Source organism: Arthrobacter sp. TJ-265 (assembly GCF_058269135.1).
In genome coordinates this window covers 1,348,290-1,373,280 of the sequence record NZ_JBZCND010000001.1, presented here as the reverse complement: position 1 = coordinate 1,373,280, position 24,991 = coordinate 1,348,290, and the positions used below count along the sequence as shown (strand labels likewise).

Below are 24,991 nucleotides of genomic sequence, written 5' to 3'. Positions count from 1 at the left end.
GGAACGGCAGTGGAGACCCTGCCGGGGCAGCTCTGGGAGCGGATCACCGACGGCTTCCTCAGGGTGGCTCCTCCCGCGATCGGCGCCGTCGGACTCGTCGCGATCGTGCTGGTGGCCGTGGCCCTCTCGGTGCCCCGTCGCTCGTGGCGGGTCTTCGGGTTCTTCGTCACGGTGGTCCATGAGCTGGGCCACGCGACCGCCGCCCTGCTGACCCTGCAGCGCGTCACGGGGATCACGCTCCGCCTCGACCACTCGGGAACCACGACGAGCCTCGGCCGTCGGGGCTGGCGGGCGGCCTTCACGACCTTCTGGGGCTATCCGGTGCCCGCCGTCGTCGGCTCCCTGCTCCTCTGGGGTACCGCGCACGGCTGGGCGCCGGCGGCGCTGTCGATCAGTGCGGTGGTCCTCGTGGCGGCGCTGGCCCTGATCCGGAACGGGCAGGGGGTGCTCATTCTCGGCGGCAGCGCTGCCGTGTCGCTCGGCCTCGTCTGGTTCGGGGGAGCGGCGGCCGCCGGCTACGCCTGCCTGGTGCTCGGCGTCGCGCTGCTGGTCGGCGCGTGCCGCGACTGGGTGAAGGTGGTGCGGGTCCACCGACGACGGCGGGACCTCGTCTCCTCGAACGCCCACCTGCTCCGCGTAGCGACCCGTATCCCGTCGCCGGTGTGGCTCGGCATGTTCGCGCTCGTCATCGGCGCAGCCGTGGCCCTGTCCTTCACGCCGCTCGCGCTGATCGCCGGGGCGTCGTCCTGACCTCAGCCGTCGCCGCGGCGGAGGTGCCCTGAACTGTAAGGGGCTCCCTGCTGCCGGCAGAGATCGTCGTAGAGCTCGTTGACGGCCTGCGAGATGCAGTCCCGCTCGTGTGCCGGGAGCTCGATCAGGCCGTGCAGATAGGCGGTGACCTCGTACTCGTCCACGCCTCCGCCCATGCTGAAGTAGTGCTCCCACAGGTCGCCGATCGAGATGTTCGCGCGTTCCATGGCGTCGCTGGTCAGGGCGTGCTGCTCCCGGTCGCGTTTCTCGTGCGGCTCCGTGTCGTGGTCCCGGTCGGAATCGGCGTGGTCTTCGTGGTCCATGTGGTTCCTTCCTTCCACTCCTGGCGCTGCGGGCACCGGTCAGTCCTCGCTCCAGCATAGGCGTGGGGCGACGGCGGCGGGCAGGGTGCGGCTGATGTTGCCCTTTCCCCGGCAGTACGTATGGCTGCCGTCGTCGACCGGATCCATGGGGGATACGGTGGTCGCCCCCCTAGCGCCCGCCGATTCAACAACCCGGGTGAAGTCGTGTTAGAGTATTTCTCGTTGCTTTCGCCGGTTTCTACGGTGAAAAACCACCCGCGCGGGTGGCGGAATGGCAGACGCGCTAGCTTGAGGTGCTAGTCCTCTTATTGAGGGTGGGGGTTCAAGTCCCCCTCCGCGCACAAAGAAAACCCCGGTTCGCCGGGGTTTTTTTGTGCCCTCGACCTTGTGGAGGCGGATCCGACCACGCGAGTGCCGACTTCGGCCATCCGTGGGCCTGCGGTTCGCATGGTGATCTGCAAGGCAAGCTCTTCTGTATCAACCTGCGTGCCGAAGGGTAGAACATACGTATGACACCAAATCCTCTGGTCCTCGGCCCCATACTGCGGTACGTCGACGAAACCTCGGCCAGTATCTGGGTGGAGGTCGGTGCCGCGGCTCACGTCGTCGTCCGGGCCGCCCGGCGATCCTGGGAAGCACGCACCTTCGCGGTCCACGGGCACCATTACGCGCTCGTCGAGGTGGACGGACTCGAGCCGGGAAGCGTCACCGCCTACACGGTGGAGATCGACGGACACCAGGCCTGGCCGGACCCCGGATCCGTTCCCGAATTCCCGCCGTCGAGCATCGCGACACGCACCCCGGGGAAGCCCCTGCGACTGGCCTTCGGGTCCTGCCGCACGAGCGTCCCCCACACCAAGGAGGGCAATCGGACCCACGGCATCGACGCCATGCGTGCGTACGCGCTCCACCGGATGAAGGACGACAGTTCACCGCGGCCGGACCTGATGCTCTTCCTCGGCGACCAGGTGTACGCCGATTCCACCAGTGAGGAGATGCAGCAGTTCATCCGCGGGCGGAGGGACATCGAGGAGGAGCCCGGCGCCGAGCTGAAGGACTACGAGGAGTACGCCCACCTGTACAACCTGGCCTGGTCCGACAGTGCCAACCGCTGGTTGCTGTCCACCCTTCCCAGTGCCATGATCTTCGACGACCACGACATCCGTGATGACTGGAACGCCTCCACCTCCTGGAAGCAGGAAATGGAGGCCACCTCCTGGTGGCAGGACCGGATCGTCGCGGGCCTGGCGTCGTACTGGGTGTACCAGCACCTCGGCAACCTGTCACCGGACGGGCGTGCCGAGGACCGCATCTGGCAACGGATCGTCGACCATCACGACGCCGCCGAGCTCGACCTGAGCGAGGAGCTCGACGCCTTCGCCGACCGGGCGGACAAGGACCCGGCCAGCTACCGCTGGAGCTACTGCCGCGACTTCGATGACACGCGCCTGATCGTGGTCGACTCCCGCGTATCCCGCGTGCTGACACCCGATGCGCGCTCCCTGCTCAGCGAGGAGGAGACGGCGTGGCTGGATCACAGGATGGTGGGCGGATTCCGGCACCTGCTGGTGGGAACCTCGCTGCCGTTCCTCCTGCCGCTGGGGCTGCATCACATCGAGTCGTGGGACGAGGCCCTCGCTCAGGGTGCGTGGGGCGCGCTGGGCGCACGGCTGGGCGAGAAACTGCGGCAGGGCATGGATCTCGAACACTGGGCCGCCTTCCAGAACAGCTTCCGCGCCGTGGCCCTCATGGCGACGGACGTGGCGGACGGCAACCGGGGCCCGGCACCGGAGACGGTGACCTTCCTGTCGGGAGACGTCCACTTCTCGTACGTCGCGGAGGTGGACAGGACGTCGGGCAGCCGTATCCTCCAGGTGGTCTGCTCCCCGATCCGCAATCCGCTGCCGCGGCTCCTGCGCTCCTCCACCGCCATCCTGTCCTACGCCGTGGCGGCACCTCTCGGGGCACTCGTGGCGCGCTCCGTGAAAGTTCCCGACCCACCGTTCCGCTGGCGGAACATCAGGGGACCGTGGTTCGACAACAACCTCGCGTCGCTCGAGGACACCGCGGACGGGCTCACGCTGTCGTGGCAGTCGGGCACGGTGGACGGTGACGACCATCTCCACCCCCGGCTCAAGGAGGTTGCCGCCATGACAGTGCCGCGGCGTGGGTCCGGAAACGTGCCGGGAGGGGAAGCTGTGCCCGAGGCAGCGCTCTCGACGTCCAGGGGCACTCGGGCACGGAGAGGACGGCGGAAGTAGGGATCATGCGCCTCCCCGTGCTGCCGCCGGAACGGCGCCGAACTCGAGATCGGGTCCGATGTGCTCTTGACCCCTCGGGACGGCAGGTTCATTCTGGTCCCACAAAACAGGCAGAACCAGCTGGATGTCCCCGCCCGAAGCCGTGTGCAGGGGCATCGCCTGAGCTGCGCAGACGTCACCGGAGGGTGAAACGACATCGCCGCCTTCTCGGAATGGATGCACATTCTCCCCACGGTGCACGGACCGGACGAGCAGCCGCGGAGCAGCCGCCGGCGCTTCACCACAACGAACGATCACTACGACCCACAGGAGGTCACGATGCCTGGTTTGATTCGGAAGAGCCTTGATGCGCCCGAGGAGACGCGTCCGTTCGAGGGCGACTCGGGCCAGCTCCAACTCGTCGATTCGGAACGGGGCCCGGTGGGCCGCGCCACCTTCCATCCCGGCTGGCACTGGTCCGAGCACGTCAAACCGATCGCGAAGACCGACAGCTGCCAGGCCGCCCACGTGGGCTACTTCGTGTCCGGCCGGATGAGAGTCGTCATGAACGACGGAGAGGAGATGGAGTACGGGCCGGGTGACTTCGCCGCCATGGCCCCCGGGCATGACGCCTGGGTGGTGGGAGACACACCGTGTGTCTTCATCGACTGGCAGGGGTTCGCCGACTACGCCAAACCCTGAATACGGGAACGCGGCACGCCTCGAAGACACGTGCCCTGCACCAGTCAGGCCTTGGTCGGACAGATCCGGCCGGGGCCTTCTCGTGTCTGCAGGCAGGTCGGCCGGACCCGGGGGGCGGGCGCTCGGTAGGCTGGAGTCGCAACCGCTACCGAGGAGGACCACGTGGGCATCACACCCGAAGATGAAGTCGTCAGGATCTGCCAGGAACTGATCCGCATCGATACCTCGAACTTCGGGGACAACGCGGGCCCGGGGGAGCGGAAGGCCGCCGAGTACACCGCCGGACTCATCGAGGAGGTGGGACTCCCGACCCAGCTGTTCGAGGCCGCTCCAGGCCGCACCTCCGTCCTCGCCCGCATGGAGGGCACGGACTCCTCCCTGCCCGCGCTCGTGGTGCACGGCCACCTCGACGTGGTCCCCGCGCAGAAGGAGGACTGGGCGGTCGACCCCTTCGGCGGCGAGGAGAAGGACGGTCTGATCTGGGGCCGCGGCGCGGTGGACATGAAGGACATGGACGCCATGATCCTGTCCGTCCTGCGGTCCATGCAGCGTGACGGCATCAAGCCCAAGCGGGACCTCATCTTCGGGTTCTTCGCCGACGAGGAAGCCGGCGGGGCCTACGGTGCGTCCTGGCTCGTGGACAACAAGCCGGAGGTCTTCGAGGGCGCCGCGGAGGCCATCTCGGAGGTGGGCGGGTTCTCCGCGACGATCGGCGGCCAGCGGACGTATCTCCTGCAGACGGCGGAGAAGGGCATCTCCTGGCTGCGCCTGGTGGCCCACGGCCGCGCCGGTCACGGTTCCCAGATCAACACCGACAACGCCGTCACCGCCCTGGCGCGGGCCGTCACGCGCATCGGCGACCACGCCTGGCCCATCGAGCTGACGCCCACCACACGCCAGTTCCTCGACGGCGTCACCGAGCTGACCGGCGTCGAATTCGACCCCGACAACCCGGACGTGCTCCTCAGGGAGCTCGGCACCGTGGCGCGTTTCGTCGGGGCGACCCTGCAGAACACCGCCAACCCGACGGTGCTCAAGAGCGGCTACAAGCACAACGTGATCCCCGGGACCGCCGAGGCGCTGATCGATGTGCGCACGCTGCCCGGCCAGCAGGACCAGGTGCTGGAGATCATCCGCGGGCTCGCGGGCGACGGCGTCGAAGTGAGCTACGAGCACAAGGACACCTCGCTCGAGGTGCCGTTCGCCGGCAACCTCGTGGACTCGATGATCGACGCCCTGCACGCGGAGGACCCCGGCGCGAAGGTCCTCCCGTACACGCTCTCGGGCGGCACGGACAACAAGTCGCTGAGCCGCCTCGGCATCACCGGCTACGGCTTCGCGCCCCTGCAGCTGCCCGACGAGCTCGATTTCACGGGCATGTTCCACGGCGTGGACGAGCGCGTGCCCACCGACTCGCTGCGCTTCGGTGCGAAGGTGCTGGCCCGTCTGCTCACCACCTACTGAGCAGGATCCGACCACCCCGGGAGGCGCCATGACCACCACGACGACGGCTCACGGAGTCGGGCAGCTCCTGCCGGAGGATCTGCTCGAGCGGTTCCGGGGACGCGCCGCCGGCTACGACGCCGCGAACACCTTCTTCACCGAGGACTTCGAGGAGCTGACCGCGCTCGGGTACCTGCGCCTCCTGACGGATACACCGCCGGGCGACGCGGGCGGGATGGCGCTGGCCGCCGCAGCCCAGCGGCGGCTCGCCGCGGCCGCCCCCGCCACGGCACTTGGCATCAACATGCATCTGGTCTGGACGGCCGTCGCCGGCCTCCTCGCGGACCGCGGCGACTCCTCGCTGCGGTTCGTCCTCGACGACGCCGCGGGAGGAGAGGTCTTCGCGTTCGGCGTCTCGGAGCCGGGCAACGACGCCGTCCTGTTCGATTCGCTGACACGGGTGGAACGCCTGGCGGACGGCGGGTACAGCTTCACCGGCACGAAGGTCTTCACGAGCCTCTCACCCGTGTGGACCCGCCTCGGGATCTTCGGGAAGCTCGAGGGCGGGAACCGCGGGGACGACACGATCCTCCACGCCTTCGTCCCCCGCGGCACCCCGGGGGTGGAGATCCTCGAGGACTGGAATCCGCTGGGGATGCGCGCCACGCAGTCCAACACGACCCGCCTGGCCGGAGTGAGGGTCCCCCCGGACGCGGTCTTCCGCACCCTGCCGGTGGGGCCGAATGCGGACCCGCTGGTCTTCGGGATCTTCGCGGCGTTCGAGACGCTCGTCGCGTCCGTCTACCTCGGGATCGCGGACCGCGCCCTCGAGCTCACGGTGGACGCCATGACGCGCCGCCGGAGCCACGTGGGGGACCGCGCACTGTCCGACGACCCTGTGCTGCGGAACCTGCTGGCCGGGCCCGCCATGCGGCGGACCGGCGCGGAGGCGGAACTCCGGCAGGTCACGTGGGATCTGGACGCACGGGCGGGCGATACGGCGCAGTGGTTCGCGCGCCTCGTGACGCTCAAGACGCATGCGGTGGAGGCTGCGGTGGCCTCCACCACGGCAGCGCTCCACGTGGGCGGGGGGTCGGGGTTCTCGGCGTCGTCGGAGGCTGCCCGCCTCCACCGCGACGCGCTGGCCGGGCAGTTCCATCCGTCGACGGAGGAGTCCGCGCGGGCGACGGTCGCGACCGCGCTGCTGGGTCCGCCGTCGGGCTGACGGGCCCACCCACCTGCTCGGGACCTCCTCGAAGCAGGGGGGCTCAGGCGGTGCGTTCGACGCGGAGCACTTTCCGCCGCAGCCAGTACCGTCGGCCGCCCCCCATGTAGATGCAGCTGCGCTCGAGTTCCCACTTGCCGTACTCGGCGTGCTCGGCGACGAGTTTGCGCGCGGCCGGCAGCGGTTCCCCGGCGTTCACCGTGAGGACTAGGTACTCGTACTGGCGGCCGTAATCGCGCTCCCGGACGGCTGTGGCGTTCAGAAAATGTTCTCGCATATCCCTCCAATTCGGTCCACTTTACCGATAACGTCTAGCCATGAGCATAGATCCGCGTGTCGCGCTCCAGTCCCTCGTGACAGCCCTCGAAGAGCACCTTGCGGCCTCGGCATCACGACGGCGCGAGGACGACCCGGCCGTCGAGGCGGCCTACGTGGGGATCGCCGATGCGTTCGAGGTCTACGAGGAGGCCCTCTACGACGCCTTCGGGGAGGTCACCCCCCTCGAGATCTACGAGGAGGCGGACGACGAGGACGACGACGCCGAGTATGCGCCGGACCTCGTGGAAGCCGAAGTGGAGAACTGACTCCTCAGAACTGACCCCTGAGGCCCGACCCCTGAGGCGGAGACCTCGTGCTTCAGGCAGAAACCTCGTCGAGGACCGCAGCGATGGGTTCCGCCACGGGCGAGCCGCTGGTCTGCAGAATCTCCTTGAGTTGCTGCGGCGTCCGGGCGCCCACGATCGCCGAGGCAACACCGGACCGGTGGAGGAGCCAGCGCAGGGCGAGTTCGTGGGGCTGCAGATCCAGTCCGCGCGCCGCCGTGCACAGCGCCTCCGTGATGCGCTGGGGTTTCCCGGCGAGGTAGGGCTCCACGTACGGCGCCCACACATCGGAGGCTCCACGTGACTCCGTGGGGATCCTGCCGCGGTACTTGCCGGTCAGGACGCCGCGGCCCAGCGGACCCCAGGCGAACACCGCGGCCCCGAACGCCTCCGCGGCGGGGAGCACGTCCCGCTCGGCGCCACGGTTCACGAGCGAGTACTCGACGTCGTTGACGAGGAGCGGGAAGGACGCCGTCGCGGCCGCGCGGGCGAACTCCCAACCTGCGTAGTCGGAGACGCCGACGTAGCGCGCCCGACCGGTCACGTAGGCCGCTTCCAGCGCGCTCAGCGTCTCCTCCAGCGGCACGGCGGAGTCAGGGGATGGCGCGAGCCACACGTCGACGTGGTCCGTGCCGAGCAGCGACAGGGAGGCGTCGAGCGAATCGAGCAGACCCCGGCGCGAGGCGTCGAGGCGTCGACTCCCGGTGCGGGTGGTGCCGCCCTGCACCACGAGGACGAGCTCCGAGCGGGCCACGGTGTCGCCGATGAAACCGCCCAGTATTGCCTCCGCCTGGCCCTCGCCATAGCGTGCCGCGGTCTCGATGAGAGTGCCGCCGGCATCGGCGAAGAGGCGGAGCTGCTCCCGGGCGGCCTCCTCGGACACTTCCTGGCCCCAGTTCATGGTGCCCAGCCCCAGAGCGGACACGGTCAGGCCGCTCATCCCCACATTTCGCCGTTGCATGAGGCCAAGCCTAAAGCCTGCCACCCGCCGCATGGCTTAGGGTCGTAAGAGTGAATTGGATAGAAGCGATCATCCTGGGGTTCGTCCAGGGCCTCACCGAATTCCTACCCATTTCATCGAGCGCACACCTGCGCATCGTGGGCGAGTTCCTCCCGAACGCGGAGGACCCGGGTGCGGCGTTCACCGCCATCACCCAGCTCGGCACCGAGACCGCCGTCGTCGTGTTCTTCTGGCGGGACATCGTCCGGATCGTCAAAGCCTGGTTCGGCGCGCTGAGGGGCACGGTTCCGCGGAACGACCCGGACGCGCGCATGGGCTGGCTGGTCATCATCGGCAGTGTGCCGATCGTCGTGCTCGGGCTCCTGTTCCAGGAGCAGATCGAGGGCTCGTTCCGCAGCATGTGGATCGTCGCGACGATGCTGATCGTCTTCGGCATCATCCTGGCTATCGCCGACGCCGTCGGACGGCAGACACGGGACCTCAGGAGCCTCACCTACCGGCACGGCATCCTGTACGGACTGGCTCAGGCCCTGGCGCTGATCCCCGGCGTGTCCCGCTCCGGCGGCACCATCACCGCCGGGCTGCTCATGGGCTACACCCGCGAAGCCGCGGCACGCTACTCGTTCCTGCTGGCCATCCCCGCGGTGTTCGGCAGCGGCGTGTTCCAGCTCGTGAAGAGCTTTGACGAGACCGGTCCGTACGGGCTCGCGGAAACCGCCCTGGCCACCGTCGTGGCCTTCGTCGTCGGCTTCGCGATCATCGGCTGGTTCCTCCGGTACGTCACGACCCGCGGCTACGGCCTCTTCGTCTGGTACCGCATCCTGCTCGGCCTCGCCCTGTACGTGCTCCTCGGCTTCGGCGTCATCAGCGCCTGACGGCGGCCCGTAAGGTTGACACTGTGATTGCGTGGAATTCGACCCCTGTCCCAGTACTCGACGGCACCCAGTCGGGTATCAGCCTGTTCGACACGGCGCTCCAGGGGCCGGCACCCCTCGGGAACCTCCCCGAGCAGAGTCTCTACGTCTGCGGCATCACCCCCTACGACGCCACGCACCTCGGCCACGCGTCGACCTACGTGGCCTTCGACCTCCTCAACCGGACCTGGCGTGATGCGGGCTCCACGGTGCGCTACGTGCAGAACGTGACCGACGTCGATGACCCCCTCCTCGAACGGGCCACCGCCACGGGCGTGGACTGGCAGGACCTCGCCGCCGACCAGATCGCCCTGTTCCGTGAGGACATGGAGGCCCTGAACGTCCTGCCGCCGGATCACTACATCGGCGCCGTGGAGTCGATCGACTGGATCGTCCCGATCGTCGAGAAGCTGGTGGACCGCGACCTCGCCTACACGGTGCCGGGGGAGGGCGGGGAGCCCGACGGCGACGTCTACTTCTCCCTCGACGCGGCAGCCGCCCTCGACCCGGACGACACCGCCCGCTGGTTCCTCGGGCAGGTCTCGCACCTCGATGTCGAGACCATGCTCGCGCTGTCGGCCGAACGCGGCGGCGACCCCCGGCGGCCCCACAAGCGCAACGCACTCGATCCCCTCCTCTGGCGCGTCGCGCGGCCGGGGGAGCCGAGCTGGCCCGCCGGGTCGCTCGGCGAGGGCCGGCCGGGCTGGCACATCGAGTGTGCCGTGATCGCCCAGCAGTTCCTGCCGGCCCCGTTCACCGTGCAGGGCGGAGGTTCGGACCTCGTCTTCCCGCACCACGAGATGAGCGCCTCGCATGCCTGGGCCGCCGGCGGCACACCCCTGGCGCAGCACTACGCCCACGCCGGGATGGTCGGTTACGACGGCGAGAAGATGAGCAAGTCGCGCGGGAACCTGGTGCTCGTGTCGAGGCTGCGCCAGGAAGGCGTGGACCCGGCGGCGATCCGTCTGGCGATCCTCGCCCACCACTACCGCGCGGACTGGTCGTGGACGGACGGCGTCCTCGACGCCGCGATCCGCCGTCTCGCCACGTGGCGCCGGGCGGCTCGGTCCGCGACGGAGCAGGACGTCGTGGAGGTCCGGGACCGGGTGCGGGCGCACCTGGCGCACGACCTCGATGCGCCGTCCGCGCTGGCCGCGATCGACGGGTGGGCCGCGGCGCAGCCCGCGCGGACCGGCGGCTGGACCGGTGGACGTGCACTGGGAGACGTCGTCGACGCCCTGCTCGGCGTACGGCTCTAGGCGTACTTGCTTCAGGCGTAGCTGCTCCAGGCGTACCGGGCGGCGGCCGGCCTACTGTTCGCGCCGGCGCTTCTTCAGGTACCGCTCGAACTCGCGGGCGATCGACTCGCCGCTGGCCTCCGGGAGGTCCACGGTGTCCTTCGCCTCCTCGAGCTGGCGCACGTAGGCGGCGACCTCGGGGTCCTCGGTGGCGAGCTCATCGACCCCGCGTTCCCAGGCCTCCGACTCCTCCGTGAGGACGTGCGTGTCCACAGCGATCTGCAGGATCTCCTCGAGCTTGTTCAGGAGTGCGAGCTGCGCCTTCGGTGAGGGCGACTGACCCACGTAGTGCGGCACGGCGGCCCACAGGGACATGGTGGGGATGTCCGCGAGCAGGCCCATCTCCGCCAGCACCCCGACGATCCCGATGGGACCCTCGTACGTGGACGGCTCGACGTCGAGGCTCTGCCGGACGAGGTCGTCGTCGGACGTGACGGTCACGGGGATGGGACGCGAGTGGGGTACATCCGCGAGGAGAGCGCCGACCAGGACGATGCAGTCCACGCTGAGCTCCTTCGCCAGCGCGACCAGCTCGGCGGTGTAGGCCCGCCATTTGTAGGAGGGCTCCACGCCGTTGACAAGGATCAGGTCGACATTCGAGTGGGGCACGACGGTCTTGCTGATGCGTGTGTTGGGCCACTTGATGCGGCGCTGTCCCGAGGAGTTCCGCTTGATCATGGGGCGGGTGAACTGGAAGTCGTAGAACTCGTCGGCGTCGATCGTCGAGATGCGTTCACTGCCGAAGAAGCGCCCCATGTACTTCAGCGCGTCGCTGGCCGCCTCACCGGCGTCGTTCCATCCCTCGAAGGCCGCGAGCATGATCGTGATCCTGCGCTCGGGCTCGTCCGCGTCCTGGAACAGATCCTGCACGCCGACCGGCTGGTTCTCTTCGAAGCTATCCACGCTCTCACCCTAGACCCCGGTGCGCGGCCATGTCAGGCGGCCTCCCGCCGCCGCGGGGGCACGGCGGCGGGTCCGCCCGGACCGCCACCGTAGACTTGGAGGCATGGCAACCCACCCCACCGGCAGCACGCACATCCTTGCCCCCGACGAGGCCGACGACGGGCGGGCGGCCGTCGCCGGGAACTCCGGGGGCCTCCGCGGCGTGCTCTGGGACATGGACGGAACCATCGTCGACACCGAGCCGTACTGGATCCGGGCCGAGAAGGACCTGGTCGAGGCGCACGGCGGGACCTGGACGGACGAGCAGGCCACCACGCTGGTCGGCCAGGCCCTCGAGTTCTCCGCCGGGCAGCTCCAGCAGGCCGGGGTGGACCTCGGCATCCGCGACATCATCGACCACCTCATCGGGCGCGTGGCGGCCGACGTCAGCCAGGCCGTCCCCTGGCGTGCGGGAGCGCGGGAACTGCTCGCCGCGCTGCACGCCGAGGGCATCCCCTGCGCGATGGTCACCATGTCCGAGACCCTCCTCGCGAGCGCGGTCGCCGCACACCTGCCGGAGGGGACCTTCACCCACCTCGTCACCGGGGACCGCGTGAGTGCCGGCAAACCCGACCCGGAGTCCTACCAGCTGGGCTTCGACCTGCTGGCCGCCGACCACCCGGGACTGAACAAGCACCAGGTGGTCGCGATCGAGGACTCCCTGCCCGGGGTGACCGCCGCCCTCGCCGCCGGGCTCACCACCCTCGCCGTCCCGCACTTCGTGCCGCTGCCGCCCGACCCACGCCGCACCGAGTGGGACACACTCGCCGGACGCACGCCTGCGGATCTCGCGGCACTGCTGCCCGCGGCCGACGCCGAGGACGAGTTCGAGGACAGCGAGGACGTCGCGTGAGCGGAGTCCAGGACGCACCGCGGCAGGAGAAGACCCCCGGCCTGCCGCTCGGCCGGATCGCCGGTGTTCCCGTGGTCCTGGCGTGGTCCTGGTTCGTGATCACGGCCTTCATCGTGCTGGTCTTCGGACCGCGCGTGGGCCAGCTGATCCCCGGGATCGGCGCCGGCGCGTATGCCGTCGCCCTCGGGTATGCCCTGCTCCTCGCGGCCTCCGTGCTCGTCCACGAACTGGCGCATGCCCTCACGGCCCGCGCCTTCGGCTGGCCCACCACGCGGATCGTGCTCAACCTGTGGGGCGGACACACCCAGTTCGCGAGCTTCAACGCCTCTCCGGGACGGTCCCTCCTCGTCGCCCTCGCAGGGCCCGCCGCGAACTTCGTGCTCGCAGGTCTCGGCTGGGTGATCCTCCAGGCGGTGGCACCGGGCGGTGCCGCCTACCTCCTGACGACCATCCTCGTCTGGGCGAACCTGCTCGTCGCGGTCTTCAACGTGCTGCCGGGGCTGCCCCTGGACGGCGGGCGGCTCGTCGAGAGCGCGGTCTGGCGGGTGACCGGGAGCCAGGAGAAGGGCACCGTGGCCGCCGGCTGGGCCGGACGCATCCTCGTGGTCCTGCTGCTGGGCGGCGTGGTCGGCGTGCTGCTGGTCCAGGGCCGCGGTCCCGACCTCACGTTCATCCTCATCGCCGTGGTCATGGGAGCGTTCCTGTGGATGGGTGCGACGGCCGCCATCACGAACGCGCGGATGCGCCTGCGCCTCCCCGCGATCAGCGCGGGCCGACTGCAGGAACCCGCCGTCGGCGTTCCGGCGGGCACCAGCGTGCTCGCCGTCCGGCGCATCCTCCGGGAGAACCCGGGTGTCTCGGTCGTCCTGACCGGGGCCTCCGGCGTCCCCGAGGCCGTGGTCGACGACGCCGCGCTGCTCGCCGTCCCGGACGAGGCCGCGGCCGACACGCCCGTCAATGCCGCCGCACGCCGCCTCGCCGCCGGCGCCTACGTCCCGGAGTGGGCGGAGGGACAGGAGCTCGTGCAGTTCCTCGCGCGGCTGGAGGGCAACCAGTACGCCGTCGTGAACCGCTCGGGCGCGGTCACCGGCCTGCTCCACCAGCGGACGGTGGTGCAGGCCATCACCGGCAAGAGCGCACTGGGAACCCCGCCCGACGCCTGACCGGCGGCCGCGCTCCAGCCCACCCGCCCCCACCTCCTCACGAGTCATCCCGCCTCATTCATGCCGGCCCCGCCGGCCCGCGCCGAAGGACCACCCATGAGCACCACCCCCACACCCGAAGCATCCGCCGACCCGCATGGTGCAGCAGCCCGCCGCGGGCCGTTCCGCGCCGGCGAGCGCGTGCAGCTGACCGACGAGAAGGGCCGGATGAATACCATCACCCTCACACCCGGTGGCGCATTCCACACCCACAAGGGCTTCCTCCAGCACGACGCGCTCATCGGCGCCACCGAGGGCACCATCCTCGAGAACACCACCGGTCAGCTGTACCAGGCCCTGAGGCCGCTCCTCTCGGACTTCGTCCTGTCCATGCCGCGCGGCGCGGCAGTCGTCTACCCGAAGGATGCCGGGCAGATCGTCACGATGGCCGACATCTACCCGGGCGCACGCGTGGTCGAGGCCGGCGTGGGCTCCGGCGCACTGTCCATCTCGCTGCTGCGGGCCGTGGGCGACCACGGCTACCTGCACTCCTTCGAGCGCCGCGAGGAATTCGCGGACATCGCCCGCGGCAACGTCGAGACCATCTTCGGCGGGCCCCACCCGGCCTGGCAGATCACGCTCGGCGATTTCCAGGAACAGGTCCTCGCCCAGGAGGCCCCCGGATCGGTGGACCGCGTGGTGCTGGACATGCTGGCCCCCTGGGAGTGCCTCGACGCCGTCGCCACGGTCCTGGCCCCCGGCGGCGTCTGGATCAGCTACGTGGCCACGGTCACCCAGCTCTCCCGCACCGCCGAGGCCATCCGCGCGGACGGCCGCTTCACCGAGCCCGAGGCCTGGGAGTCGATGGTGCGCGGCTGGCACCTCGAGGGCCTCGCCGTGCGTCCCGACCACCGCATGGTCGCGCACACCGGGTTCCTCCTCACCACCCGCCGCCTGGCGGAGGGCGCCACCGGCTTCACCCCGAAGCGCCGGCCGTCCAAGACGGGCTTCAGCGAGGAGGACCTCAACGCCTGGACGCCGCAGGCCGTGGGGGAGCGCGACGTGTCCGACAAGCGGTTGCGCCGCGTCGCCCGGGATGCGGCGTCCACCATCCAGCGCGGGTCCCTACCCGCCGAGGAGGCCCAGGCCCGCCGCGACGCGATCGCCGACGGCGGCACCGTCGAGTAGGCCCGCCCACGGGCGGCGGGAAGAGACCGGCCGCCCTCGTGCGTTGTCACCTCGCAGCAACAGTACGCATGGCGGACAGACGTCTGCGCTAAGGTCGAAAGACAGCCGAAGGTCGAACCGAAGGTGGCGAACCGAAATGCCGGAATCCGATGACCACGCTCCAGCCGCCGGATCGCGCGAGCCGGCCTCCCCTCTCGTCGACCACTCCTCCGCGCAACGCCAGCTGAACGTCCTGCGGGACAAGCTGCGCCAGATCGACCGCCAGCTGGGGTCGGCCACCCAGAACAACGGGAAGCTCGTCGCGGCGCTCGAGGCCGCGCGCACCGAGATCGTCCGGCTGAAGGCGGCCCTCGAGAAGGAGGGCGCGGCCCCGTTCAGCTTCGCCACCGTGATGCAGGTGAACCCGAAACGCCCTTCCGAGCCCGGCACCACCACCGAGGCGACGGTGCAGGACACTGCGGACATCCTGCAGTCGGGGCGGAAGCTCCGGGTCACCGTCAGCCCGCTCATCAACGTCCGCCAGCTCGCTCCCGGTCAGGAAGTGCTGCTGAACGAGTCCCTGACCATCGTCGCGGCGCTCGGCTTCGAACGCGCCGGGGAGATCGTCACCGTCAAGGAGCTCCTGGGCGCGGACCGCGCGCTCGTCGTGGGGCGCACGGACGACGAACGCGTCATCAAGCTCAGCGGCCCCCTGCAGGCCGAGAAGATCCGCGTGGGCGACGCCCTCGCCGTCGACACGAAGTCCGGCTACGGCCTGGAGAAGGTGCCGCGCAGCGAAGTGGAGAACCTCGTGCTCGAAGAGGTCCCGGACATCGCGTACGGCGATATCGGCGGCCTCGGCCCCCAGATCGAGCAGATCCGCGACGCGGTCGAACTCCCGTTCCTGCACCCCGACCTCTACCGGGAACACGGACTCAAGCCGCCCAAGGGCATCCTCCTGTACGGACCGCCGGGCTGCGGCAAGACCCTGATCGCGAAGGCCGTCGCCAACTCGCTGGCCGCCCGCGCGGCCGAACGCGCCGGCGTCGAGCAGATCCGCAGCTACTTCCTCAACATCAAGGGCCCCGAGCTGCTGGACAAGTACGTCGGCGAGACCGAGCGCCACATCCGCCTCATCTTCGCCCGCGCACGGGAGAAGGCCTCGGACGGCAGCCCCGTCGTCGTGTTCTTCGACGAGATGGACTCCCTGTTCCGTACCCGCGGTACCGGTGTGTCCTCCGACGTCGAGACGACGATCGTGCCGCAGCTGCTCAGCGAGATCGACGGCGTCGAGAAGCTCGAGAACGTGATCGTCATCGGTGCCTCCAACCGCGAGGACATGATCGACCCGGCCATCCTGCGGCCGGGGCGCCTGGACGTGAAGATCAAGATCCAGAGGCCCGACGCCGAGGGCGCCGCCGAGATCTTCGCGAAGTACATCACGGCGGACCTGCCGCTGCACGCGGACGACCTCGCCGAGAACGGCGACGACCCCCAGACCACCATCGCCGAGATGATCCGGCGCACGGTCGAACAGATGTACTCGACGGACAAGTCCAACGAGTACCTCGAAGTGACCTACGCCAACGGGGACACCGAGATGCTCTACTTCAAGGACTTCAACTCCGGAGCGGTCATCCAGAACGTCGTGGACCGTGCCAAGAAGTACGCCATCAAGGACCTCCTCCTCGACGGCAGCAAGGGCCTGCGCATCGAGCACCTGATGCGGGCCGTGGTGGACGAGTTCCGCGAGCACGAGGACATGCCCAACACCACGAACCCGGACGACTGGGCGCGCATCTCCGGCAAGAAGGGTGAGCGCATCACGTACATCCGCACCATCGTGCAGGGCAAGGCCGGCCAGGAGCCGGGCAAGTCGATCGAGACGACGGCGAACACGGGCCAGTATCTGTGATCGTCACGGGTGGACGGGGAGCCGGACGGCCGGGGGAGCTGCCCGCCGTCGGTGACGGTGTCTCCGTCCACCGTGTCATGGGGACCGAGACCGAGTACGGCATCATCGCGCCGGCCCTGCCGTCGGCGAACCCCACGCTGCTGTCCTCGCAGGTGGTCAACGCCTACGCCGCCACGCTGCGCGAGGGGCTGGGCAACCTCGTGGGCACGCGCTGGGACTACACGGACGAGACGCCGCTGACCGATGCCCGCGGTTTCCGGATGGACCGCGGCAGTGCCCACCCGAGCCAGCTGACGGACGAACCCGTGGAGCTCAGCGCCGAACAGATCGCCCTCGAGCGCGGGGAGCCCGCCGAGGTCGCCGTGCTCATGAACCTCGTGCTCAACAACGGCGCCCGGCTCTACGTGGACCACGCCCACCCGGAGTACTCCTCGCCCGAGGTCACCAATCCCCTCGACGCCGTCCTCTGGGACCGCGCCGGGGACCATGTGGCCGTCGCCGCGATGGACCGCATCAGGACCACTCCCGGCTTCTCGCCCGTGATCCTCTACAAGAACAACACCGACAACAAGAGCGTCTCCTACGGCTCCCACGAGAACTACCTCGTCCCCCGGAGCGTGCCCTTCTCGAAGCTCGCCGAAGCGCTCATCCCCTTCTTCGTCTCGCGCCAGGTCATCTGCGGCGCCGGTCGCGTGGGCCTCGGCCCCGTGAACCAGGAGCCCGGCTTCCAGATCAGCCAGCGGGCCGACTTCTTCGAGAACGAGATCGGCCTCGAGACGACCGTGCGGCGCCCGATCATCAACACGCGGGACGAGCCCCACGCGGTCGCGGAGAAGTACCGGCGGCTGCACGTCATCATCGGCGATGCCAACCTGAGCGAGGTGTCGAACTACCTGAAGGTGGGGACCACCGCCCTCGTCCTGTCCCTCATCGAGCAGGGCCTCGCGCCGGTGCCCGAACTCGAGGACCCGGTCGAGGCGCTGCGTGCCATCAGCCACGACCCCTCGCTGACGGTGGAGGTCAGGCTGAAGGACGGGCGGAGCCTGACCGGGCTCCAGCTGCAGGAACTCTACTGCGACGCGGTCCTGGCCGCGCTGCCGGCGGACGCGGACCGGCAGACCCGCGACGTCGTCGACCGCTGGCAGGCGCTTCTGGCGACGCTGCGGCGCGATCCGATGGAGGCGGCCCGCGAGGTCGACTGGATCGCGAAGCTGAAGGTCCTGGAGGCGTACCGGGCACGGGACGGCCTGGCATGGACGGATCCCCGGCTCGCGCTCATCGACCTGCAGTACGCCGACCTGCGGCCCGAGAAGGGCATCTACCAGCGGCTGGCCCGCCGGGGCGACATCGAGCTCCTCGTCGATCCCGCCGACGTCGCGCGGGCGGCCGTCGAACCGCCCCGGGACACGCGCGCCTACTTCCGCGGCCGGTGCATCGCCGAATACCCCGCAGAAGTGGTGGGCGCGAGCTGGGACTCGCTGATCTTCGAGCTCCCGGGGGAGCGGCGGCTGCAGCGTGTCCAGACCCGCGAACCGCTGCGCGGCACGGAGGCGCTCACCGGGGCGTTGTTCGATGCAGCCACGGATGCCGAGGATTTCCTCGCCCGATTGTTGAGCGGCCCGGATCGGCGCGTGGCACCATAGGAGCCTGACCACCGAATTGATGACGACGACGGAAAGGGTGGATACCGTGGCGACACAGGACCGCAGAAACACCAGCGGCGCCTCCTCCGCAGCGGAGGAGGAGGACCTCCCCGACGCCGCCCCCGCGGCTCCCGCGGCGGCGCAGGATTCCGGCCAGACCCAGGGCGTGGACGACCTCCTCGACGAGATCGACGGCGTCCTCGAGTCCAATGCGGAGGAGTTCGTCCGCGGCTTCGTGCAGAAGGGCGGCCAGTAGCGGATGCTTCCGGATGATGCCGCGGCAGCGGTCCCGCGGGCCGCCTCGACGTCCTTCGCCGACTACCTGGGCGCGCACCATCCGGGCATGCTGCCGTCGAACCGGACCCTCGGACCGGTCACGGCGACCTCCGACGCCTCCCATCTCGCCCCGCACGCGACGACGATCGTGTCGCTCACCTTCCCGGGCGGCGTGCTCATGGCCGGCGATCGTCGGGCCACGATGGGCAATGTGATCGCCAGCCGCCACATCGAGAAGGTGTTCCCCGCGGATCGCTCCTCGGTGCTCGGGATCGCCGGCAGCGCCGGCATCGGCGTCGACCTGGCGCGGCTCTTCCAGGTGGAGCTGGAGCACTACGAGAAGATCGAGGCGACCATGATGAGCCTGGACGGCAAGGCCAACCGCCTCGCCGCGATGGTCCGGCAGAACCTCCCGATGGCCATGCAGGGCCTCGCCGTCGTGCCGCTCTTCGCCGGCTTCGACACGGACCGGCACCTCGGGCGCCTCTTCTCGTTCGACGTCACGGGAGGCCGCTACGAGGAGCACGAACACCATTCCATCGGATCCGGCTCGGTCTTCGCCCGTGGGGCCCTGAAGAAACTGTGGAACCCACGACTCGACGAGGCGTCCGCCGTCCACGTCGCGGTCGAAGCCCTCTACGACGCCGCGGACGACGACTCCGCGACCGGCGGACCCGACATCGTGCGCGGCCTGTGGCCCGTGATGTACGTCGTGGACGCGGCCGGCACGCGTCGCGTCCCGGAGCGTGACCTCGAAGCCGTCGCGCACAACATCATCGACGCCCGTTCCTCCGCGGGCCGGGAGGCATAGGCCATGACCCAGCAGTTCTACGTCTCGCCCGAACAGCTGATGAAGGACCGCGCCGACTTCGCGCGCAAGGGCATCGGGCGGGGCCGGTCGGTGGTGGTGATGAGCTGCCGGGACGGCATCGCCCTCGTCGCCCAGAACCCGTCGCCCTCCCTGCACAAGCTCGGCGAGATCTACGACCGCATCGCCTTCGCGGCGGTCGGCAAGTACAACGAGTTCGAGAGTCTCCGCCAGGCCGGGGTCCGCTACGCCGACGTCCGCGGGTACTCCTACGCGCGCGAGGACGTCACGGCGCGCGGGCTCGCCAGCGTGTACGCGCAGAGCCTCGGTGCCGTGTTCACCGCCGAGAGCAAGCCCTTCGAGGTGGAGCTCGTGGTCGCCGAGGTGGGGCGCGTCCAGGACGCCGACCATCTCTACCGCCTCACCTTCGACGGCTCGATCGCCGACGAGGCCGGGTTCGTGGTCATGGGCGGCGCGGCCGACGCCGTCGTCGGCGCCCTCCGCGGCACCTGGTCCGCGGACGTGGGCCTGACCGACGGCGTGCGGGCCGCCGCCCGCGCCCTCGCGACTCCCGCGGGGGCCGACAGCGACCGACCAGGCACTCCCGCCCTCGATCCCTCCGTCCTCGAGGTCGCCTTCCTCGAACGCGACCCGGACACCCTGCGGGGCAGCCACCGCGCGTTCCGCCGGATCGGCGGACCCGAACTCGAGACCATGCTCCAGGGCGGACAGGACAGCTGATGGACCGGCGCATCTTCGGGATCGAGACCGAGTTCGGCATCTCCTACTCGGGGCCCAACTCCCGCCCGCTGTCCCCCGAGGAGGTGGCCCGCTACCTCTTCCGGAAGGTCGTCAGCTGGGGCAGGTCCTCGAACGTCTTCCTGACCAATGGGTCCCGGCTGTACCTGGACGTCGGGTCCCACCCCGAATACGCGACGGCGGAGTGCGACGACCTCGCGCAGCTCGTCGCCCACGACCGCGCCGGCGAGCTGATCCTGGAGGATCTCGTCTCCGAGGCGCAGCGGAAGCTGTCCCATGAGGGCTACGACGGGCGGATCTACCTCTTCAAGAACAACACCGACTCCGCCGGCAACTCCTACGGCAGCCACGAGAACTACCTCATCCCGCGCAAGCTCGAGTTCGCCCGGCTCGCCGACATCCTCATCCCGTTCCTCGTGACACGCCAGCTGCTCGTCGGGGCCGGCAAGGTCCTGAAGACCCAGACCGGGTCCATCTACGCCTTCTCCCAGCGCGCGGACCACCTGTGGGAGGGGATCTCCTCCGCCACGACCCGCTCGCGGCCCATCATCAACACCCGGGACGAGCCGCACGCCGACGCCGAGCACTACCGTCGGCTGCACGTCATCGCCGGCGACTCCAACATGTCCGAGACCACCACGCTGCTCAAGGTGGGCTCCGTGGACCTGCTGCTGCGGATGGTCGAGGCGGGGGAGCTGATGCGCGACTACCGGCTGGAGAACCCGATCCGCAGCATCCGCGAGATCTCCCACGACCTCACGGGCCGGCAGCTCCTCAAACTCGCCAACGGCCGCCATATGACCGCGCTCGAGATGCAGCGCGAGTACCTGGCGAAAGCGACGGCGTTCGTGGAGCAGGACGGCGCGCACAACCAGCACGTGCCCGCCATCCTGGACCTGTGGGAACGCGTCCTGGACGCGGTGGAGACGGGGAACACCGCGCGCATCGACCGGGAGGTCGACTGGGCGATCAAGAAGAAGCTGATCGACCGCTACCTGGCGCGCTCCGGCGACGACCTCGATTCGGCGAAGGCCGCCCAGCTCGACCTCACCTACCACGACATCTCCCGCACGCGCGGCCTGTTCTTCCTCCTCCAGGCCAGGGGGGAGGCCGCCCGCGTCGTCGAGGAGACGGCGGTGAAGGAGGCGGTGGACGTCCCTCCGCAGACCACCCGGGCGCGCCTCCGCGGAGAATTCGTCCGGCGCGCCAAGGAGGCGAACCGCGACTACACGGTCGACTGGGTGCACCTCAAACTCAACGACAGGGCGCAGCAGACCATCCTCTGCAAGGACCCCTTCGCCTCCGTCGACGAGCGCGTCGAGGCACTCCTGCAGCAGCTGTGACGGCGAGGGCGCTGCCCGCCGGCCTCCGCGGCCGTGCCCGTCATCCCGTCCGCAGGGTCCTGTCAGGGTGCTGACGGGACATTCACAGGAGCAACCCGGCCCCCGTTGCCGTTAGGCTTGTCAGGGCCCTTTGTTCCACGGGCGGACCGGACACCAACCCGAAAGTAGCTTCGTGCGAAAAGTACTCACAACCTCCCTTGCACTCACGCTGTTCCTGTCAGCCTGTGGCGGGCCCACGACGGACGACCTGACGGGGGACTCGTCAGGGGACGCGTCGGGGACGTCGGCCGGCGCCGCCGAGATCCTCGAGTCGGTCGCCGTGACCGGCGGAACCGACGAAGAGGCACCGACCGTCGAGTTCGACGAACCACTCGACATCACCGGTGTGGCCGTGAAGACCGTCGTAGAGGGAGATGGGGACGCGATCGAGGCCGGCGAGCAGGTGCGCTACCAGCTCGTGTCGCTCAATGCCGAGGACGGCGAGGTCCTCGGTGACACCTACAGCCAGGGCGACCCCCAGGTTCTCCCCGTCGATGACATGCTCAAGGAGCAGGACGCCGAGCTGTACGAGGTCCTGACGGGTTCGAAGGTCGGCGCGCAGGTGGCCTACACCCGTCCCGCTCCCGAGCCCGCGGAGGGCCAGCAGGCCACCCCGGAACAGCTGATCGTCCTGAAGGTCATCTCGGCCGAGCAGCCTCCGCCCGAGCCCGAGGTCCTCTCACCGGAAGACGTCAAGAAGCTCGACGACGACGGCCAGCTGCCCACGTTCACCTTCGATGACAAGGGCGCGCCCACGGTCACCATCCCCGACAACGAGCCCTCGGAGGACCTCGTGGTGAAGGTCCTCAAGGAGGGTACGGGCGAGGAAGTGACCGAGGCCGATACCATCACCGCCAACTACAGCGGATGGCGCTGGGAGGACGGCGAGCAGTTCGACTCCAGCTACGAGCGCGGCGAGGCCGCCGAGTTCCCGCTCACCGGAGTGATCGAGGGCTGGACCAAGGGCCTCGCCGGGCAGAAGGTCGGTTCCCAGGTCCTCCTCGTCATCCCCGGAGCCTGGGGCTACGGCGACCCGGCCCCGGAGGGACGCCCCTCCGGCACCCTCGTGTTCTACGTCGAGATCACCGGCAAGACCGCCGCCGAGTAGCACCACCCACCACTGAACCCAAGGAGTACCCATGTCATTCGGCCACCGCCAATTCGACCGCCAGAAGCCCGAGATCGACTTCCCCTCCCACGACGTCCCCACCGACCTCGTGATCGAGGACATCATCACGGGGACGGGTGACGAGGCGAAGCCCGGCAACACCGTGTCCACCCACTACGTCGGCGTGGCCTTCTCCACGGGCGAGGAATTCGACGCCTCCTGGAACCGGGGCGCCCCGCTCGACTTCAAGGTCGGCGTCGGGCAGGTCATCCAGGGCTGGGACCAGGGACTCCTCGGCATGAAGGTCGGCGGCCGCCGCCGCCTTGAGATCCCCTCCCACCTCGCCTACGGCGCCGGCGGCGCAGGATCGGCGATCGGCCCCAACGAGGCGCTGATCTTCGTCGTGGACCTGCTCGGCGTCCGCTAGCACCACCCGCGCGGCCGCGACCCGGCGGCCGCGCCCCCGCACCACCACACGGAAGGGACGTACGTCGACCACGGTCGGCGTACGTCCCTTCCGCCGCTCCCGTGAAGGTAGGGTTTCACCGTGTCCGCAAAACGTACCGAACGCCTCCTCACCCTCGTGATCATGCTCCTGTCGAGCCGCCGCGGGTTCACGAAGGAGGAATTGTTCGAGGAGATCGACCTGTACCGGGAGGCGACGTCGGTCGCGGCCCGCGAGAAGCTCTTCGACCGCGACAAGGCCGCCCTGCGCGAGCAGGGCATCCCGCTGGAGGCCTTCAGCGAGGACGCCCTGTTCGACAACGACAACACCGTGCAGCGGTACCGGATCAGCGCCGAGGACTACCGGCTCGGCGGCGTGACCTTCCTGCCCGAGGAGTACGCCGTCCTCAACCTCGCCGGTGGCGTCTGGGACCAGGGTTCGCTCGACTCCGCGGCGTCCCGCGCCCTCCGGAAGCTCAGCTCCCGCAGCATCGACGGCGGCATCGAGCTCACCCCGCTCATCCAGCCCCGCATCACCACGGACGCTCCCTACTGGGACACCGTGTGGCAGGCCCTCACCTCCCGCGCCCCCCTCCGGTTCCCCTACCGCGCCGCGAGCACGGGTCGTGAGGAGGTACGCACGGTGCACCCCTGGGGCATGGGCGCGCGCTTCGGCCACTGGTACGTGGTCGGCTTCGACACCACCCGCAAGGCCGAGCGCTTCTTCCGCCTCTCACGCATGACCGGCGAGCCCGTCATCCTGCAGGGGACGTTCGAGGTCCCGCCGTCCTTCGACATGAACCAGACGCTGTCCTCCCTGTCGCGCAGCGAACCCGACCGCACCGCCGTGATCGCCGCGCGGCCCGGCTCCTGCCAGGTGCTGCGCGTCCGCAAGGACACCGAGATCGTGCAGACGGGGGAGGAGTGGGACGTCCTCCGGGTGCCGTACGCGGCATCGAGTCCCATGGCCGCGACCATCGCGGGGCTGGGCACCAATGCCCGGGTCGAGGAGCCCCCGGAACTGGCGGCGGAGGTCCTCCGGCTCCTCGACGGGGCCCACGAGGCGGCCCTCGGGGCGCCCGAACACCTCGAGATCACCGGACATGCCCGCCCGGCGCCCCGCCGCAAGTCCTCCTCCCAGGACCACCTGCTGCGCCTGCTCGACCTCGTCCCGTACCTCCTGGCGCATCCGGGGGCGGACGTCGGGGACACCGCGCGCAGGTTCGACGTGACCGAGAGCCAACTCACCAAGGACCTCGACCTGCTGTTCGTCAGCGGACCGCGCCACTACCCCGACGGGCTGATGGAGGTGAACATCGAGGACGACAGGATCTACCTCACCAACGCGCGCGACCTCGCCGAGCCCGTGAAGCTCAGCATGGACGAGGCATGCTCCCTGATCGTGGGACTGCAGGCCCTCCGGGAACTCCCCGGCATGAGGAACAACGAGGCGATCGTCAGCGCCCAGACCAAGCTGACCGCCGCGACCGGCGACGCGGCGCGCATCGGGACGGCCGTGGCCACCAAGCTCACGGAGGACGACGTCGACCCGACGCTCGAGGTCCTGCAGGCCGCCCTGCACTCGAACGTGCGCGTGGACGTGGACTACTTCGTGCCGACACGCGACGAGATCACGCACCGCCTCCTCGAACCGGTCCGCATCTTCCTGCACCAGGACACGTGGTACCTCGAGGCCTGGAGCGTGGACTCCGACGGGCTGAGGAACTTCCGGCTGGACCGCATCCAGCGGGCCACCCTGACGGAACAGCCGGCCACCGCGGCCCTGGACGAGGAGTTCCTCGCCCGGGACCGCCGGAGCGTCTCGCCCTACCGCTCCGGCGACGCCGATCTCACCGTCACGCTGCTGCTCGAGCCCCGGGCCCGCTGGATCGCGGCGCAGTACAACGCCGACGCCGTGCAGGAGTTCGGCGAGGACCGACTGGTGGCGCGCCTCAAGATCGCGTCCAGCACCTGGATCCCGGGCCTCGTGGCCGGCCTCGGAGGGTCGGCGGCGGTCATCGCTCCGCCCGAACTGCGCGAGGAGACCCTCCGCTGGCTCGAGGCCGCCCGCGCACACCAGCCACTGGCCTAGAC

At 69.7% G+C, this 24,991-nt stretch carries 24 protein-coding genes and 1 tRNA gene; 21 read left to right on the top strand and 4 right to left on the bottom strand.

Annotated features, from left to right (window positions below; all coding sequences use genetic code 11):
• The first annotated feature begins 9 nt into the window (after positions 1-9).
• The gene (locus AC4D2E_RS06600) at positions 10-750 is read left to right on the top strand and encodes a M50 family metallopeptidase (RefSeq protein ID WP_490952024.1); all 741 of its coding nucleotides are present in this window, start codon (positions 10-12) and stop codon (positions 748-750) included.
• Between the two features lie 2 nt (positions 751-752).
• Here the strand turns inward: AC4D2E_RS06600 and AC4D2E_RS06595 are convergent, their stop codons facing one another.
• On the bottom strand, positions 753-1,073 hold the full coding sequence (locus AC4D2E_RS06595; RefSeq protein WP_490909338.1) for a hypothetical protein: 321 nt from the start codon (positions 1,071-1,073) through the stop codon (positions 753-755).
• A gap of 257 nt (positions 1,074-1,330) precedes the next feature.
• Between AC4D2E_RS06595 and AC4D2E_RS06590 the strand changes: the two genes are divergently transcribed.
• The 5 genes from AC4D2E_RS06590 (at position 1,331) to AC4D2E_RS06570 (ending at position 6,683) form a co-directional block, all read left to right on the top strand.
• Positions 1,331-1,414: transfer RNA gene (locus AC4D2E_RS06590), tRNA-Leu, on the top strand.
• Positions 1,415-1,582: 168 nt separating this feature from the next.
• Entirely contained in the window at positions 1,583-3,334 is a 1,752-nt protein-coding gene (locus tag AC4D2E_RS06585; protein WP_490952023.1) for an alkaline phosphatase D family protein, read from the top strand.
• 318 nt (positions 3,335-3,652) lie between these two features.
• Positions 3,653-4,015, top strand: coding sequence for a cupin domain-containing protein (locus AC4D2E_RS06580; RefSeq protein ID WP_104166640.1), 363 nt, complete (start codon positions 3,653-3,655; stop codon positions 4,013-4,015).
• A 162-nt stretch (positions 4,016-4,177) separates the two neighbouring features.
• Complete coding sequence (locus AC4D2E_RS06575) at positions 4,178-5,479, top strand: M20/M25/M40 family metallo-hydrolase (protein WP_104164971.1); 1,302 nt, start codon at positions 4,178-4,180, stop codon at positions 5,477-5,479.
• Between the two features lie 28 nt (positions 5,480-5,507).
• Positions 5,508-6,683, top strand: a complete 1,176-nt coding sequence (locus tag AC4D2E_RS06570; protein ID WP_490952022.1) for an acyl-CoA dehydrogenase family protein — start codon at positions 5,508-5,510, stop codon at positions 6,681-6,683.
• 43 nt (positions 6,684-6,726) lie between these two features.
• On the opposite strand, the gene AC4D2E_RS06565 is transcribed toward AC4D2E_RS06570, so the two are convergent.
• Complete coding sequence (locus AC4D2E_RS06565) at positions 6,727-6,960, bottom strand: DUF5703 family protein (protein WP_104120479.1); 234 nt, start codon at positions 6,958-6,960, stop codon at positions 6,727-6,729.
• A gap of 40 nt (positions 6,961-7,000) precedes the next feature.
• Here AC4D2E_RS06565 and AC4D2E_RS06560 point away from each other — a divergent pair, with 40 nt between their 5' ends.
• Entirely contained in the window at positions 7,001-7,267 is a 267-nt protein-coding gene (locus AC4D2E_RS06560; protein WP_104164975.1) for a hypothetical protein, read from the top strand.
• Positions 7,268-7,319: 52 nt separating this feature from the next.
• On the opposite strand, the gene AC4D2E_RS06555 is transcribed toward AC4D2E_RS06560, so the two are convergent.
• Positions 7,320-8,246: an aldo/keto reductase gene (locus AC4D2E_RS06555; RefSeq protein WP_490909341.1), complete on the bottom strand. Its 927-nt coding sequence runs from the start codon at positions 8,244-8,246 to the stop codon at positions 7,320-7,322.
• 50 nt (positions 8,247-8,296) lie between these two features.
• On the opposite strand from AC4D2E_RS06555, the gene AC4D2E_RS06550 reads away from it, so the two are divergent.
• Together AC4D2E_RS06550 and mshC are read left to right on the top strand one after the other, a co-directional pair.
• Entirely contained in the window at positions 8,297-9,121 is an 825-nt protein-coding gene (locus tag AC4D2E_RS06550; RefSeq protein ID WP_490909342.1) for an undecaprenyl-diphosphate phosphatase, read from the top strand.
• 23 nt (positions 9,122-9,144) lie between these two features.
• On the top strand, positions 9,145-10,419 hold the full coding sequence (gene mshC / locus AC4D2E_RS06545) for a cysteine--1-D-myo-inosityl 2-amino-2-deoxy-alpha-D-glucopyranoside ligase (RefSeq protein WP_490952021.1): 1,275 nt from the start codon (positions 9,145-9,147) through the stop codon (positions 10,417-10,419).
• Between the two features lie 51 nt (positions 10,420-10,470).
• Here the strand turns inward: mshC and AC4D2E_RS06540 are convergent, their stop codons facing one another.
• Positions 10,471-11,328, bottom strand: coding sequence for a PAC2 family protein (locus AC4D2E_RS06540; protein WP_258069786.1), 858 nt, complete (start codon positions 11,326-11,328; stop codon positions 10,471-10,473).
• A 136-nt stretch (positions 11,329-11,464) separates the two neighbouring features.
• On the opposite strand from AC4D2E_RS06540, the gene AC4D2E_RS06535 reads away from it, so the two are divergent.
• From AC4D2E_RS06535 to AC4D2E_RS06480, 12 genes are all read left to right on the top strand, one after another.
• Complete coding sequence (locus AC4D2E_RS06535; RefSeq protein WP_490952020.1) at positions 11,465-12,253, top strand: HAD family hydrolase; 789 nt, start codon at positions 11,465-11,467, stop codon at positions 12,251-12,253.
• Positions 12,250-13,416, top strand: coding sequence for a site-2 protease family protein (locus AC4D2E_RS06530; protein WP_104164983.1), 1,167 nt, complete (start codon positions 12,250-12,252; stop codon positions 13,414-13,416). Before AC4D2E_RS06535 ends, AC4D2E_RS06530 begins: the two co-directional genes overlap by 4 nt.
• A 96-nt stretch (positions 13,417-13,512) precedes the next feature.
• Positions 13,513-14,583 carry a tRNA (adenine-N1)-methyltransferase gene (locus AC4D2E_RS06525; RefSeq protein WP_181033526.1) on the top strand — a complete coding sequence of 357 codons (1,071 nt, stop codon included), beginning with the start codon at positions 13,513-13,515 and terminating at the stop codon, positions 14,581-14,583.
• A 136-nt stretch (positions 14,584-14,719) separates the two neighbouring features.
• Positions 14,720-16,477 carry a proteasome ATPase gene (gene arc / locus AC4D2E_RS06520; protein ID WP_490952019.1) on the top strand — a complete coding sequence of 586 codons (1,758 nt, stop codon included), beginning with the start codon at positions 14,720-14,722 and terminating at the stop codon, positions 16,475-16,477.
• Positions 16,478-16,554: 77 nt separating this feature from the next.
• On the top strand, positions 16,555-18,120 hold the full coding sequence (dop, locus tag AC4D2E_RS06515; protein ID WP_490952333.1) for a depupylase/deamidase Dop: 1,566 nt from the start codon (positions 16,555-16,557) through the stop codon (positions 18,118-18,120).
• 46 nt (positions 18,121-18,166) lie between these two features.
• On the top strand, positions 18,167-18,376 hold the full coding sequence (locus tag AC4D2E_RS06510; RefSeq protein WP_104166648.1) for a ubiquitin-like protein Pup: 210 nt from the start codon (positions 18,167-18,169) through the stop codon (positions 18,374-18,376).
• A gap of 3 nt (positions 18,377-18,379) precedes the next feature.
• The gene (prcB, locus tag AC4D2E_RS06505; RefSeq protein ID WP_490952018.1) at positions 18,380-19,207 is read left to right on the top strand and encodes a proteasome subunit beta; all 828 of its coding nucleotides are present in this window, start codon (positions 18,380-18,382) and stop codon (positions 19,205-19,207) included.
• Positions 19,208-19,210: 3 nt separating this feature from the next.
• The gene (gene prcA, locus AC4D2E_RS06500) at positions 19,211-19,945 is read left to right on the top strand and encodes a proteasome subunit alpha (protein ID WP_104164991.1); all 735 of its coding nucleotides are present in this window, start codon (positions 19,211-19,213) and stop codon (positions 19,943-19,945) included.
• Positions 19,945-21,306, top strand: coding sequence for a Pup--protein ligase (gene pafA / locus AC4D2E_RS06495; RefSeq protein WP_490952017.1), 1,362 nt, complete (start codon positions 19,945-19,947; stop codon positions 21,304-21,306). The genes prcA and pafA overlap by 1 nt, the downstream gene beginning before the upstream one ends.
• 172 nt (positions 21,307-21,478) lie before the next feature.
• The gene (locus tag AC4D2E_RS06490; protein WP_104164995.1) at positions 21,479-22,453 is read left to right on the top strand and encodes an FKBP-type peptidyl-prolyl cis-trans isomerase; all 975 of its coding nucleotides are present in this window, start codon (positions 21,479-21,481) and stop codon (positions 22,451-22,453) included.
• A 31-nt stretch (positions 22,454-22,484) separates the two neighbouring features.
• On the top strand, positions 22,485-22,880 hold the full coding sequence (locus AC4D2E_RS06485) for an FKBP-type peptidyl-prolyl cis-trans isomerase (protein WP_104164996.1): 396 nt from the start codon (positions 22,485-22,487) through the stop codon (positions 22,878-22,880).
• Positions 22,881-23,000: 120 nt separating this feature from the next.
• Positions 23,001-24,989, top strand: a complete 1,989-nt coding sequence (locus AC4D2E_RS06480) for a helix-turn-helix transcriptional regulator (RefSeq protein ID WP_490952016.1) — start codon at positions 23,001-23,003, stop codon at positions 24,987-24,989.
• Positions 24,990-24,991: the final 2 nt, after the last annotated feature.

Bases quoted from the DNA above. Each gene is read 5' to 3' on its own strand.
- AC4D2E_RS06555 (WP_490909341.1), bottom strand. From the start codon at position 8,246: ATGCAACGGCGAAATGTGGGGATGAGCGGCCTGACCGTGTCCGCTCTG.
- pafA (WP_490952017.1), top strand. From the start codon at position 19,945: ATGGACCGGCGCATCTTCGGGATCGAGACCGAGTTCGGCATCTCCTAC.
- AC4D2E_RS06595 (WP_490909338.1), bottom strand. From the start codon at position 1,073: ATGGACCACGAAGACCACGCCGATTCCGACCGGGACCACGACACGGAG.
- AC4D2E_RS06585 (WP_490952023.1), top strand. From the start codon at position 1,583: ATGACACCAAATCCTCTGGTCCTCGGCCCCATACTGCGGTACGTCGAC.
- prcA (WP_104164991.1), top strand. From the start codon at position 19,211: ATGACCCAGCAGTTCTACGTCTCGCCCGAACAGCTGATGAAGGACCGC.
- AC4D2E_RS06560 (WP_104164975.1), top strand. From the start codon at position 7,001: ATGAGCATAGATCCGCGTGTCGCGCTCCAGTCCCTCGTGACAGCCCTC.
- AC4D2E_RS06535 (WP_490952020.1), top strand. From the start codon at position 11,465: ATGGCAACCCACCCCACCGGCAGCACGCACATCCTTGCCCCCGACGAG.
- AC4D2E_RS06565 (WP_104120479.1), bottom strand. From the start codon at position 6,960: ATGCGAGAACATTTTCTGAACGCCACAGCCGTCCGGGAGCGCGATTAC.
- dop (WP_490952333.1), top strand. From the start codon at position 16,555: ATGGGGACCGAGACCGAGTACGGCATCATCGCGCCGGCCCTGCCGTCG.
- AC4D2E_RS06570 (WP_490952022.1), top strand. From the start codon at position 5,508: ATGACCACCACGACGACGGCTCACGGAGTCGGGCAGCTCCTGCCGGAG.
- AC4D2E_RS06485 (WP_104164996.1), top strand. From the start codon at position 22,485: ATGTCATTCGGCCACCGCCAATTCGACCGCCAGAAGCCCGAGATCGAC.
- AC4D2E_RS06525 (WP_181033526.1), top strand. From the start codon at position 13,513: ATGAGCACCACCCCCACACCCGAAGCATCCGCCGACCCGCATGGTGCA.
- AC4D2E_RS06580 (WP_104166640.1), top strand. From the start codon at position 3,653: ATGCCTGGTTTGATTCGGAAGAGCCTTGATGCGCCCGAGGAGACGCGT.
- prcB (WP_490952018.1), top strand. From the start codon at position 18,380: ATGCTTCCGGATGATGCCGCGGCAGCGGTCCCGCGGGCCGCCTCGACG.
- arc (WP_490952019.1), top strand. From the start codon at position 14,720: ATGCCGGAATCCGATGACCACGCTCCAGCCGCCGGATCGCGCGAGCCG.